This is a genomic window from Pseudomonas sp. TMW22090 (genome assembly GCF_022496665.1).
Taxonomy (GTDB): Bacteria; Pseudomonadota; Gammaproteobacteria; order Pseudomonadales; family Pseudomonadaceae; genus Aquipseudomonas; species Aquipseudomonas gregormendelii.
The window spans coordinates 214,094-226,225 of sequence record NZ_SCFH01000004.1 but is presented as its reverse complement, the minus strand read 5'-3'; the positions used below and the strand labels follow the sequence as shown (position 1 = coordinate 226,225).

The window sequence follows — 12,132 nt, the reverse complement described above, 5'->3', positions numbered from 1 at the left end:
TTCAGCTACTGCGCATCAGCGGATAAAGCTCTTTGAGCAATTTGCGCCGGCTGATCACCAACTGCCAGCGATGACCGCCCAACTGGCGCCACAGGCGCGCCGAACGAATTCCCGCCAGCAGCAGGGCGCGGATCTTCGAAGCGTTGCTTGGCTGCTGCAGGTTGCGCATGTCGCCGTGCACCTGAATGCGCTGGCGCAGGGTGCTCAAGGTGTCCTGGTACAACGCTCCACAGGCGGCGATCACGTTTTCGTGGGCCGGGCCGAAGTGCTCGACCTGGGACTGGATCTGCGGCAGGCGCTTGCCGATCACGTCCAGCAAGTCCTCACGCTTGGCCAGCTGACGCTCCAGGCCTAGCATGGCCAGGGCGTAGCGCAACGGTTCGCGCTGCAGGGTGCTGGGGTCGCGTTCCAGGGCGCCGATCAGGGCGCGATAGCCTTCACGCAGGTTGATGTCGTCTCCGCCGTACACTTCCAGCGTGTCCTTGGGATCACGAATCAGCAGGCTGCCCAGCATGCAGGTCAGGCCCGCTTCGGTGGTCTGGCCGGTCTTGGCGATCTTGTCCACCAGGACAGCAGCGAGGAATACCCCGCCCAGCGCTGTCAGTTGCTCCTGGGTCGGGCTCATTGGGCTTGGCCCTTGCTCGCGTTCTTGCTCGTCCAGGGCTCGGCTATTTCGATCACGCCGCCACCCAGGCAGATCTCACCGTCGTAGAACACCACGGACTGGCCCGGGGTGACCGCCCGTTGCGGGTCATCGAAGGTGGCGCGATAGCCGGTAGCGGTTTTTTCCAGCGTGCACGGCTGGTCGCCCTGGCGGTAACGCACCTTGGCGGTCAACTTGCGTGGCTCGCTGAGGTCGATGGGGTTGACCCAGTAGATGTCCGAGGCGAGCAGGGCGCGGGAGAACAGGTATGGGTGGTCATTGCCCTGGCCGACGATCAGCTCGTTATGCTCCAGGTCCTTGATCAGCACGTACCACGGCTCGTCACCGGCGTCCTTGAGGCCGCCGATGCCCAAGCCCTGGCGTTGGCCGATGGTGTGGTACATCAAGCCGTGGTGGCGCCCGATGACTTCACCTTCGGTGGTCTTGATCTCGCCGGGTTGTGCCGGCAGGTACTGCTTGAGGAAGTCGCTGAAGCGGCGCTCGCCGATAAAGCAGATCCCGGTGGAGTCTTTTTTCTTCGCGGTGGCCAGGTCGTGCTTCTCGGCGATTGCGCGCACTTCGGGTTTTTCCAGCTCGCCCACCGGGAACAGGGTCTTGGCGATCTGTTCTCCGCCCACGGCGTGCAGGAAGTAGCTCTGGTCCTTGTTCGGGTCCAGGCCCTTGAGTAGCTCGGTGCGTCCATCGATGTCGCGGCGGCGCACGTAGTGACCGGTGGCGATCAGGTCAGCGCCGAGCATCATCGCGTAGTCGAGAAACGCCTTGAACTTGATTTCGCGGTTGCACAGGATGTCCGGGTTCGGCGTGCGTCCGGCCTTGTATTCGGCCAGGAAGTGCTCGAACACGTTGTCCCAGTACTCGGCGGCGAAGTTGGCGGTATGCAGCTTGATGCCAATCTTGTCGCACACAGCCTGGGCGTCTGCGAGGTCGTCCATCGCGGTGCAGTATTCCGTTCCATCGTCTTCTTCCCAGTTCTTCATGAACAGGCCTTCCACCTCGTAACCCTGCTCGATCAGCAGGAGAGCGGAAACGGAAGAGTCCACGCCGCCGGACATGCCGACAATGACGCGCTTCTTTTGTATGTCAGAAGGGGCTGGATCACGCATAGGGATTCAATGAGTGTCTTTAAAAAGGACGCGATTCTAGCAGGCCCAAGGCCACAAGGCTAAAGAGAAGGACGGATCAATTCCAGGCCGAAGCGCTGACCGCCCAGATAGTCGTCGATGCAGCGGATGATCAGTTCGCTGCGCCAGTTGTCGCGCTGTCCGATTAATTCCTCGCGGGTCAACCACTTGGCGCCGATGATGCCGTCGTCCAGTTGATACTCGGGGTGGTGTTTCAGCGGCTTGGCGATGAAGCAGACTCGCTGGTAGGTCACGCCGTTGCTCGGGGCGGTGTACAGATAAATGCCCAATACCCCTGTGGGCTCGACGTCCCAGCCGGTTTCCTCGAGGGTTTCACGGATGGCAGCTTCGGTCAGGGTTTCATTCGGGTCGAGGTGACCGGCGGGCTGGTTGAGTACCGCTCGTCCGCCTTTGAGTTCTTCGACCATCAGGAAACGACCGTTGTCTTCGACGATAGTGGCGACGGTGATGTGGGGTTTCCAGTCCATAAAATGCCCTCAATGGTGAACATTGAAATCCGATCCCTGTGGGAGCTGGCTTGCCAGCGATAGCGGTGGGTCAGGCACCATCAATGTTGAATGATAGGGCCCCATCGCTGGCAAGCCAGCTCCCACAGGGCTTCGCGTTTTCTTCAAAAGCAAAAACCCCGGCACAAGGCCGGGGCTTCTTTGCAGCCTTACAACCTTACACCAGCGCAGCAATCGCCGCGTTGAAGGTGTTGCTCGGGCGCATGGCCTTGCTGATCAGCTCGGCATCAGCGTGGTAGTAACCACCGATGTCCACTGGCTGGCCCTGTACGGCGTTGAGCTCGGCAACGATGGTTGCCTCGTTCTCGGTCAGGGTCTGGGCCAGCTGGCCGAATTGCGCCTGCAGTGCCGCATCTTCAGTCTGGGCCGCCAGGGCTTGTGCCCAGTACAGCGCCAGGTAGAAGTGGCTGCCGCGGTTGTCGATGTTGCCGACTTTGCGCGATGGCGACTTGTTGTTGTCGAGGAACTGGCCAGTGGCCTGATCCAGGGTCTTGGCCAGCACCAGGGCTTTCGGGTTGTTGTAAGTAACACCCAAATGCTCCAGGGAAGCGGCCAGGGCCAGGAACTCGCCCAGGGAATCCCAGCGCAGGAAGTTCTCTTCCAGCAACTGCTGAACGTGCTTCGGTGCCGAACCGCCAGCGCCGGTTTCGAACAGGCCGCCGCCATTCATCAGCGGTACGATCGACAGCATCTTGGCGCTGGTGCCCAGTTCCATGATCGGGAACAGGTCGGTCAGGTAGTCGCGCAGTACGTTACCGGTCACCGAGATGGTGTCCTTGCCTGCACGGGTACGCTCCAGGGTGAACTTCATGGCGTCGACTGGCGCCATGATCTGGATGTCCAGGCCGGACGTGTCGTGATCCTTCAGGTAAGCCTGAACTTTCTCGATCACCACGCCATCGTGGGCGCGCATCGGGTCCAGCCAGAAGATCGCTGGCGTGCTGCTGGCGCGGGCACGGTTGACGGCCAGTTTGACCCAGTCCTGGATCGGTGCGTCTTTGGTCTGGCACATGCGGAAGATGTCGCCGGCTTCAACCGCTTGCTCCAGCAGCAGGCTGCCTTTGCTGTCGGTAACGCGAACCACGCCGCTGGTCTTGATCTGGAAAGTCTTGTCGTGCGAGCCGTACTCTTCGGCTTTTTTAGCCATCAGGCCCACGTTTGGCACGCTGCCCATGGTGGTCGGATCGAAGGCACCGTTTACCTTGCAGTCTTCGATGACGGCCTGGTAGATGGTCGCGTAGCAACGATCCGGAATCACTGCCTTGGTGTCGTGCAACTGGCCATCAGTGCCCCACATCTTGCCGGAGTCACGGATCATCGCCGGCATCGAGGCGTCAACGATGACGTCGCTCGGCACGTGCAGGTTGGTGATGCCTTTGTCGGAGTTGACCATCGCCAGCGACGGACGAACGGCGTAGACCGCCTGGATGTCCGCTTCGATCGCAGCTTGCTGATCGCTAGGCAAAGCCTTTATGCGAGCGTACAGGTCACCGATGCCGTTGTTCAGGTTGAAGCCGATCTGTGCCAGCACGTCGGCGTGCTTGGCCAGTGCGTCTTTATAGAACTCGGCAACGATCTGGCCGAACATGATCGGGTCGGAGACCTTCATCATGGTGGCTTTGAGGTGAACCGACAGCAGCACGCCTTTGGCTTTGGCGTCTTCGATCTCGGCAGCAATGAAGCTGCGCAGGGCGTTCTTGCTCATCACCGCGCAATCGAGGATCTCACCGGCTTGTACGGTGGTTTTTTCCTTCAGGACGGTGGTGGTGCCGTCTTGAGCGATCAATTCGATTTTGACGGCGTCAGCGGCGTCGATCAGGGCAGCTTTTTCGCTGCCGTAGAAATCACCGGTGCTCATGTGGGCTACGTGGGACTTGGAGTCCGCAGCCCAGGCGCCCATTTTGTGCGGGTGCTTGCGCGCGTAGTTCTTGACTGACAGCGGTGCACGACGATCGGAGTTGCCTTCGCGCAGAACCGGGTTCACGGCGCTGCCCTTGATCTTGTCGTAACGCGACTTGGCGAGCTTGTCGGCGTCGCTGGTCACGGTTTCCGGGTAGTCCGGCAGTGCGAAGCCCTGGGCTTGCAGCTCTTTGATCGCGGCTTGCAGTTGCGGAACGGAAGCACTGATGTTCGGCAGCTTGATGATGTTGGCTTCAGGCGTAACGGCCAGGTCGCCCAGTTCGGCGAGGTGGTCGGCTACGGCTTTGTCACCCAATTGCTCGGGGAAGCTGGCCAGAATGCGCCCTGCAAGAGAGATATCGCGGGTTTCCACGGCGATATCAGCGGAGGCAGTGAAAGCCTCTACGATAGGCAACAGTGAATAGGTGGCGAGGGCGGGAGCTTCGTCGGTGAAGGTATAGATGATCTTCGAGCGGGTGGGCATATTCGGATTAACTCTCTCTTCTTTGCTAAAGCGTGCGCAGAAACTCGAGGGGCGCCGGGTAAGCGCGTTCGTTCAAAGTCGTCCATGAGCCGAATGTCGAGGTTTGTGCGCGGTGATGTTGGGTGCATCAGTCGAGCGGCAAGCGGGTGGACTGCTGTAGCGGTCCTGCTTTTTCGGGCCGAAGCTCTCGCAATAGAGGGGTCGGCCGTCGTGACTCTGTGGTCAGCGGGCGGCATTATACATAGGTAGCTGGCAATCTGCCGATGGTTCATACACAAGGTGTGTCGTCCATTGGTCTAAAGGTCGCAGGGGAGTGGGGGGCGTAGAGTCTTGCACCGTGCTTGAGTTTGGCGCTTTTCCCTTTGCATTCAGGCTTGTAGAACCCCAGCCGCACAGCTTTGCGGCAGATGGGTGGAACATGGGGTTTGCGTGCTGAATTAACTGGGGTACGCTCGAACCAAGCCAGATGTTCAATCCAAACAATGGAGTTCAGCATGGGATACAAGAAGATTCAGGTTCCGGCAGTCGGCGACAAAATCACCGTCAACGCGGACCATTCTCTCAATGTTCCTAACAACCCGATCATCCCCTTCATCGAAGGCGATGGTATCGGCGTTGATATCAGCCCGGTCATGATCAAGGTTGTCGATGCTGCTGTTAAGAAGGCTTACGGCGGCGATCGCAAAATTTCCTGGATGGAAGTCTACGCCGGGGAGAAAGCGACTCAGGTTTACGATCAGGACACCTGGCTACCTCAGGAAACCCTGGACGCAGTCAAGGATTACGTGGTTTCCATCAAGGGCCCCCTGACCACGCCGGTCGGCGGCGGCATCCGTTCGCTGAACGTGGCCCTGCGCCAGCAGCTGGACCTGTATGTGTGTCTGCGCCCGGTGCGCTGGTTCGAAGGCGTGCCTAGCCCGGTCAAGAAGCCAGGCGACGTCGACATGACGATCTTCCGCGAGAACTCCGAGGACATCTACGCCGGTATCGAGTGGAAAGCCGGTTCGCCGGAAGCGACCAAGGTCATCAAGTTCCTGAAAGAGGAAATGGGTGTCACCAAGATCCGTTTCGACGAAAACTGCGGTATCGGCATCAAGCCAGTCTCGCTGCAGGGTACCAAGCGCCTGGCGCGCAAGGCGCTGCAGTACGTGGTCGACAACGATCGCGACTCGCTGACGATCGTGCACAAAGGCAACATCATGAAGTTCACCGAAGGTGCCTTCAAGGAATGGGCCTACGAAGTGGCGGCTGAAGAGTTCGGCGCGACCCTGCTCGACGGCGGCCCATGGATGCAGTTCAAGAACCCGAAAACCGGCAAGAACGTCATCGTCAAGGATGCCATCGCCGACGCCATGCTCCAGCAGATCCTGCTGCGCCCGGCCGAATACGATGTGATTGCGACCCTGAACCTGAACGGTGACTACCTCTCCGACGCCCTGGCGGCCGAAGTGGGCGGCATCGGTATTGCGCCGGGTGCCAACCTGTCCGACACCATTGCCATGTTCGAAGCCACCCACGGTACTGCGCCGAAATACGCCGGCAAGGACCAGGTCAACCCGGGTTCGCTGATCCTTTCTGCAGAGATGATGCTGCGCCACATGGGCTGGACCGAAGCGGCCGACTTGATCATCAAGGGCACCAATGGCGCGATTTCCGCCAAGACCGTGACCTATGACTTCGAGCGTCTGATGGACGGCGCCACGCTGTTGTCGTCCTCGGCGTTCGGCGATGCGCTGATTTCGCACATGTAAGAAGCAACTCGTAACGAAAAACCGCCCTGCTCAAATCTTGAGTTGGGCGGTTTTTTTATAACAGAAGGTTGGGCGCAAAAATCATGCAATAACGGTTTGTTGCTCGCTGGCTGCGACGACTTTCACGATATCCTGAGGCGCGCCGATGCTCACGGCGTGCAGGCCCTTGGGGCCCTGGATAATCTCGAACACCACAGCCTGGCCGGCCTTCAGGGTCTTGTACCCCTCCATCTGGATGGCCGAATAGTGGGCGAACAGGTCTTCGCTCTTGCCGTCTTCATTGATGAAGCCGTATCCCTTGGCGTTGTTGAACCATTTCACCTTGCCACTGACCTTGACACCTGACATACCCATATCCCTCTGCAACTGACTCCATCACTGGAGTATCATCCAGATAATCCGCAGTCGAATCTCATAAATAAGATTGACTCCGCGGACCTTTTTTACCCACTGTGGGCTCTATTGGTTGTAACACCGTTTTGCCGATAGTCAAGGTGACCGGGCAGTCGCAGTTGAAATCGTCCATAGCCGCCCCCACCACTGTATTCGCACAACTGACGAACCTTTCTTTCCATGCATGCAATCAGCCAGATTCGACTAACATTCAATCAGGATCATCCGGTTCTCCAGCAAGACAGTCCGGGGACCCACGACGACGATTCCGCAGGCATTGCTGTTCAGGAGGCAAAGCCTGCTTTACAGGCGCCACCGATGTACAAGGTGGTTTTGTTCAATGATGACTACACACCGATGGATTTCGTCGTCGAAGTGCTCGAGGTGTTTTTTAACCTGAATCGGGAGCTGGCGACCAAGGTCATGTTGGCCGTCCATACAGAAGGACGGGCAGTATGTGGAGTGTTTACCCGCGACATCGCCGAGACCAAGGCCATGCAGGTCAACCAGTACGCCAGGGAAAGCCAGCATCCGCTACTCTGTGAAATCGAGAAGGACGGTTAATCGCCGACCACTTGGGTATGAGGTGAAGCTATGTTAAACCGCGAGCTCGAAGTCACCCTCAATCTTGCCTTCAAGGAGGCTCGTTCGAAACGTCATGAATTCATGACCGTCGAACACCTCCTGCTGGCCCTATTGGATAATGAGGCTGCCGCCACCGTATTGCGTGCGTGCGGCGCCAACCTCGACAAACTCAAACATGACCTGCAGGAGTTTATTGACTCCACCACGCCACTGATCCCCGTGCATGACGAGGATCGTGAGACCCAGCCAACCCTGGGCTTCCAGCGTGTGCTGCAGCGCGCCGTGTTTCACGTACAGAGCTCGGGCAAACGCGAAGTGACCGGTGCCAACGTGCTGGTCGCCATCTTCAGTGAGCAAGAGAGTCAGGCAGTGTTCCTGCTGAAACAGCAGAGCGTTGCGCGCATCGATGTCGTCAACTACATCGCCCACGGCATCTCCAAGGTGCCCGGGCATGGCGATCACTCTGAAGGTGAGCAAGATATGCAGGACGACGAGGGCGGCGAGTCTTCTTCTTCTGGCAATCCCCTGGATGCTTATGCCAGCAACCTCAACGAACTGGCACGCCAGGGTCGTATTGACCCGCTGGTAGGCCGCGAAATGGAAGTCGAGCGTGTCGCGCAGATCCTGGCGCGTCGTCGCAAGAACAATCCGCTGCTGGTGGGCGAGGCAGGCGTGGGTAAAACCGCGATTGCCGAAGGCCTGGCCAAGCGTATTGTCGACAACCAGGTGCCTGATCTGCTGGCCAACAGCGTGGTGTATTCGCTCGATCTGGGCGCACTGCTGGCCGGGACCAAATATCGCGGTGATTTCGAGAAGCGCTTCAAGGCGTTGCTCAATGAGTTGAAAAAGCGTCCGCAGGCAATCCTGTTCATCGACGAAATCCACACCATCATTGGTGCGGGTGCCGCGTCCGGTGGCGTCATGGATGCCTCGAACCTGCTCAAACCGCTGCTGTCTTCCGGTGATATCCGCTGCATCGGTTCGACCACGTTCCAGGAGTTCCGCGGGATCTTCGAGAAGGACCGTGCCTTGGCCCGGCGCTTCCAGAAAGTCGATGTGTCGGAGCCTTCGGTGGAAGACACCATCGGTATCCTGCGCGGCTTGAAGGGGCGTTTCGAAGCGCACCACAGTATCGAGTACAGCGATGAGGCCCTGCGTGCGGCTGCCGAACTGGCATCGCGCTACATCAATGACCGGCACATGCCGGACAAGGCCATCGACGTGATTGACGAGGCGGGTGCCTACCAGCGCCTGCAGCCGGTCGAGAAGCGTGTGAAACGCATCGAAGTGCCTCAGGTCGAGGACATCGTGGCGAAGATCGCGCGGATTCCGCCAAAGCACGTCACCAGCTCCGACAAAGAGCTGCTGCGTAACCTTGAGCGTGACCTCAAGCTGACGGTGTTTGGCCAGGACGCTGCAATCGACTCGCTGTCGACTGCGATCAAGCTGTCCCGCGCCGGCCTCAAGTCGCCTGACAAGCCAGTCGGTTCGTTCCTGTTCGCAGGCCCGACCGGTGTTGGTAAAACCGAAGCGGCGCGTCAGCTGGCCAAGGCGCTGGGTATCGAGCTGGTTCGCTTCGACATGTCCGAGTACATGGAGCGCCACACCGTATCGCGTCTGATCGGTGCACCTCCAGGCTATGTCGGGTTCGATCAGGGCGGCCTGCTGACCGAAGCCATCACCAAGCAGCCACACTGCGTGCTGTTGCTCGATGAGATCGAGAAGGCGCATCCGGAAGTCTTCAACCTGCTGTTGCAGGTGATGGACCACGGTACGCTCACCGATAACAACGGGCGCAAAGCGGACTTCCGTAACGTGATCGTCATCATGACGACCAACGCCGGTGCCGAAACCGCAGCGCGCGCTTCGATCGGTTTCACTCATCAGGACCACTCTTCCGATGCGATGGAAGTGATCAAGAAGAGCTTCACGCCAGAGTTCCGCAACCGCCTGGACACTATCATCCAGTTTGGTCGCCTCAGTCATGAGGTCATCAAGAGCGTGGTGGACAAGTTCCTTACCGAGCTTCAGGCGCAGTTGGAAGACAAGCGCGTGCAGCTGGAAGTGACCGACGCCGCACGCAGCTGGCTGGCGGCAGGTGGCTACGACTCGGCAATGGGCGCTCGACCAATGGCACGCCTGATCCAGGACAAGATCAAGCGTCCGCTGGCGGAAGAGATCCTGTTTGGCGAACTGGCCGACCATGGTGGTGTGGTTCACATCGATTTGAAGGACGGCGAGCTGACCTTCGAGTTCGAAACCACGGCAGAAATGGCCTGACGTTAACCGCAACAAAGCAAAAGGCGCCGAAAGGCGCCTTTTTGCTGTCTGCCATTTGTACCCCGTCCCCCTGTGGGAGCGAGCTTGCTCGCGATGGCGTCAGCACATTCAACATTGATGCAAGCTGACCCACCGCCATCGCGAGCAAGCTCGCTCCCACAGGGGATCTGTGCAGGCTCCAAAAAATTTGGTCGTCGAATTGCAGACAAACAAAAACGCCCGGTGTAAGCCGGGCGTCTTGTATTGACCTGATTAGCGAGCGCGGTAAGTAATGCGCCCTTTGCTCAAGTCATAGGGCGTCAGCTCGACGCGCACTTTGTCACCGGTAAGAATACGGATGTAGTTCTTGCGCATCTTGCCGGAAATATGCGCGGTTACGACGTGCCCATTTTCCAACTCCACACGAAACATGGTGTTGGGCAGGGTGTCGACGACAGTGCCTTCCATTTCGAAGCTGTCTTCTTTCGACATGCAGTAAAGCCCTCGGTGTCCAATGAATGGCCCGGTGCAACTGCGCCAGGCAAAAGCGGCGTGCATTGTGCCCGAAAAATGGTGTTTACGCCAAGGGGTTTAGGGATTGCTCTAACTTAGAAGAACCCAGCGCTGGTTGATCAGCAGTTCGATGGGCCGATATTGCGTCTTGTAACTCATCTTTTTGCAGTTCTTGATCCAGTAGCCCAGGTACACCGCATCCAGCCCCAGGCGCCGGGCCTCGGCGATTTGCCACAGGATGGCGTACCGCCCCAGGCTGCGGCGTTCTTCGGCGGGTTCGTAGAAGGTATAGACCGCCGACAGGCCATTGGGCAGCAAGTCCGTCACGGCCACAGCCAGCAGCCGGCCGTCGCGGCGGAATTCATAGAAGCGCGAAAATGGCAGGTCGCGCACCAGGAAGGTGGAAAACTGATCGCGGCTGGGCGGGTACATGTCGCCATCGGCATGCCGCTGTTCGATGTAGCGCTGGTACAGGTCGAAGTATTCTTCGCTGAACTGTGGTTTGGCCGGGCGCACCTGCAGATCGAGGTTGCGCCTGAAAATGCGTTTCTGCTGGCGATTGGGTGCGAACTGCGCGACGGGGATACGCGCGGGTACGCAGGCATTGCAGTTCTGGCAATGCGGCCGGTACAGGTGATCACCACTGCGACGAAAACCCATTTCAGACAGATCTGCGTAGACATGCACATCCATGGGCTGGCTAGGGTCGAGGAACAGGGTGGTGGCCTGCTCTTCGGGCAGATAACTGCAAGAGTGGGGTTGAGTGGCATAGAACTTCAAACGCGCCAACTCGGTCATGATCAACCCTCGGGGATAAACTTTAAATAAGTGTAAGCCAAGCGCGCGAAAGTCGCTCAGCAAACCCAGCTGGCGCGGCTGGGTTGATCCAGGTGCAGGGCCAGGTAGCGGGCGAATTCGCTACGGGGAATCGCCCGGGCGCCGAGGCTGTGCAAATGGTCGGTGGGCATCTGGCAGTCGATCAGTATGAACCCCGAGTCTTTCAGATGTCGCACCAGTGTGGCAAAGCCAAATTTGGAGGCATTGTCGGCGCGGCTGAACATCGACTCGCCGAAAAACAGCTGCCCCATCGCCAGTCCATAGAGGCCGCCCACCAGCTCGCCCTGGTCCCACACCTCCACCGAGTGGGCGAAGCCACGCTTGTGCAGTTCAAGGTAGGCGTCCTGCATCGCGGCGGTGATCCAGGTGCCGTCGGCATAATCACGCGGGGCCGCGCAAGCCTGGATGACTGCAGCGAAATCCTGGTCGAAGGTCACCTCATAGCGCTGTTGCCGAAGCAATTTGCCCAGGCTGCGCGAGACATGCAATTCGTCGGGAAACAGCACCGTGCGAGGATCGGGCGACCACCAGAGAATCGGCTGGCCTTCGGAGAACCACGGGAAGCACCCATGGCGGTAGGCCTGGATCAGGCGGTCGGCCGACAAGTCGCCGCCCGCAGCCAGGAGGCCGTTGGGATCGCGCATCGCTCGTTCCAGCGGCGGAAAGGTCAGTGAGTTGCGTTGTAACCAGGTCAGCATGGCATCCAGGCTTGCAGAAGGGGAGGGCGGTATCGAGCCGGTTGGCCCGTGATCAAGTTTGCCGTCAAACGCTGGAAATGTCGTCGATGTATTTTTTTGCGGTTGTGCCGTCGTGTAACCGCTCCTGCAACAGAGGCGCGGCGCTGCAACTTGGCGTTGTGAATGTGGTCGTAGATGAATCCCTCATAAGCCTTTGTCACGAAAGACAATGCATGCTCAAATTGGACCGCAGGTCGCACGCCCTTGGCTATGCTTGAAACTGAAGTTGCCAGCATGGCATCGGCCGTACAAACCCGTACAATGCGGGGCTGTTGCACATTTTTGAGTTTGCGCCGTGTTTATGAAATGCGCGATGCAGTGGTAAAAAGTAGTTCCGGTTGCGCCTGTCAACTTTTTTGCCT

At 58.8% G+C, this 12,132-nt stretch carries 11 protein-coding genes; 3 read left to right on the top strand and 8 right to left on the bottom strand.

Translation table 11 applies throughout. The features are described from left to right. Position 1: 1 nt before the first annotated feature. The 4 genes from hflD to EQV97_RS13555 all read right to left on the bottom strand — a co-directional run bounded on the left by hflD (position 2) and on the right by EQV97_RS13555 (position 4,695). Positions 2–625: a high frequency lysogenization protein HflD gene (hflD, locus tag EQV97_RS13570; RefSeq protein ID WP_122839246.1), complete on the bottom strand. Its 624-nt coding sequence runs from the start codon at positions 623–625 to the stop codon at positions 2–4. Further along, a complete protein-coding gene (gene mnmA / locus EQV97_RS13565; protein ID WP_122839245.1) occupies positions 622–1,767 on the bottom strand; it encodes a tRNA 2-thiouridine(34) synthase MnmA in 1,146 nt (381 codons plus the stop codon). Before mnmA ends, hflD begins: the two co-directional genes overlap by 4 nt. 59 nt (positions 1,768–1,826) lie before the next feature. Then, complete coding sequence (locus EQV97_RS13560) at positions 1,827–2,273, bottom strand: NUDIX hydrolase (RefSeq protein WP_122839244.1); 447 nt, start codon at positions 2,271–2,273, stop codon at positions 1,827–1,829. Positions 2,274–2,469: 196 nt separating this feature from the next. After that, on the bottom strand, positions 2,470–4,695 hold the full coding sequence (locus EQV97_RS13555; RefSeq protein ID WP_240889076.1) for an NADP-dependent isocitrate dehydrogenase: 2,226 nt from the start codon (positions 4,693–4,695) through the stop codon (positions 2,470–2,472). A 494-nt stretch (positions 4,696–5,189) separates the two neighbouring features. Between EQV97_RS13555 and icd the strand changes: the two genes are divergently transcribed. Then, positions 5,190–6,446: an NADP-dependent isocitrate dehydrogenase gene (gene icd / locus EQV97_RS13550; protein ID WP_045062282.1), complete on the top strand. Its 1,257-nt coding sequence runs from the start codon at positions 5,190–5,192 to the stop codon at positions 6,444–6,446. 81 nt (positions 6,447–6,527) lie between these two features. On the opposite strand, the gene cspD is transcribed toward icd, so the two are convergent. Next, entirely contained in the window at positions 6,528–6,794 is a 267-nt protein-coding gene (gene cspD / locus EQV97_RS13545) for a cold shock domain-containing protein CspD (protein WP_240889075.1), read from the bottom strand. A 225-nt stretch (positions 6,795–7,019) separates the two neighbouring features. Between cspD and clpS the strand changes: the two genes are divergently transcribed. Both clpS and clpA read left to right on the top strand, forming a co-directional pair. Next, a complete protein-coding gene (clpS, locus tag EQV97_RS13540; RefSeq protein WP_045062280.1) occupies positions 7,020–7,403 on the top strand; it encodes an ATP-dependent Clp protease adapter ClpS in 384 nt (127 codons plus the stop codon). Between the two features lie 30 nt (positions 7,404–7,433). Then, the gene (clpA, locus tag EQV97_RS13535; RefSeq protein ID WP_045062279.1) at positions 7,434–9,704 is read left to right on the top strand and encodes an ATP-dependent Clp protease ATP-binding subunit ClpA; all 2,271 of its coding nucleotides are present in this window, start codon (positions 7,434–7,436) and stop codon (positions 9,702–9,704) included. Between the two features lie 252 nt (positions 9,705–9,956). On the opposite strand, the gene infA is transcribed toward clpA, so the two are convergent. The 3 genes from infA to aat all read right to left on the bottom strand — a co-directional run bounded on the left by infA (position 9,957) and on the right by aat (position 11,731). Beyond that, on the bottom strand, positions 9,957–10,175 hold the full coding sequence (infA, locus tag EQV97_RS13530; protein WP_002553999.1) for a translation initiation factor IF-1: 219 nt from the start codon (positions 10,173–10,175) through the stop codon (positions 9,957–9,959). Between the two features lie 111 nt (positions 10,176–10,286). Beyond that, complete coding sequence (locus tag EQV97_RS13525) at positions 10,287–10,994, bottom strand: arginyltransferase (protein ID WP_122839241.1); 708 nt, start codon at positions 10,992–10,994, stop codon at positions 10,287–10,289. Positions 10,995–11,050: 56 nt separating this feature from the next. Beyond that, positions 11,051–11,731: a leucyl/phenylalanyl-tRNA--protein transferase gene (aat, locus tag EQV97_RS13520; RefSeq protein ID WP_122839240.1), complete on the bottom strand. Its 681-nt coding sequence runs from the start codon at positions 11,729–11,731 to the stop codon at positions 11,051–11,053. Between the last annotated feature and the right edge of the window lie 401 nt (positions 11,732–12,132).

Coding starts and splice junctions, on each gene's coding strand:
- hflD (WP_122839246.1), bottom strand. CDS start 625: ATGAGCCCGACCCAGGAGCAACTGACAGCGCTGGGCGGGGTATTCCTC.
- mnmA (WP_122839245.1), bottom strand. CDS start 1,767: ATGCGTGATCCAGCCCCTTCTGACATACAAAAGAAGCGCGTCATTGTC.
- EQV97_RS13560 (WP_122839244.1), bottom strand. CDS start 2,273: ATGGACTGGAAACCCCACATCACCGTCGCCACTATCGTCGAAGACAAC.
- EQV97_RS13555 (WP_240889076.1), bottom strand. CDS start 4,695: ATGCCCACCCGCTCGAAGATCATCTATACCTTCACCGACGAAGCTCCC.
- icd (WP_045062282.1), top strand. CDS start 5,190: ATGGGATACAAGAAGATTCAGGTTCCGGCAGTCGGCGACAAAATCACC.
- cspD (WP_240889075.1), bottom strand. CDS start 6,794: ATGTCAGGTGTCAAGGTCAGTGGCAAGGTGAAATGGTTCAACAACGCC.
- clpS (WP_045062280.1), top strand. CDS start 7,020: ATGCATGCAATCAGCCAGATTCGACTAACATTCAATCAGGATCATCCG.
- clpA (WP_045062279.1), top strand. CDS start 7,434: ATGTTAAACCGCGAGCTCGAAGTCACCCTCAATCTTGCCTTCAAGGAG.
- infA (WP_002553999.1), bottom strand. CDS start 10,175: ATGTCGAAAGAAGACAGCTTCGAAATGGAAGGCACTGTCGTCGACACC.
- EQV97_RS13525 (WP_122839241.1), bottom strand. CDS start 10,994: ATGACCGAGTTGGCGCGTTTGAAGTTCTATGCCACTCAACCCCACTCT.
- aat (WP_122839240.1), bottom strand. CDS start 11,731: ATGCTGACCTGGTTACAACGCAACTCACTGACCTTTCCGCCGCTGGAA.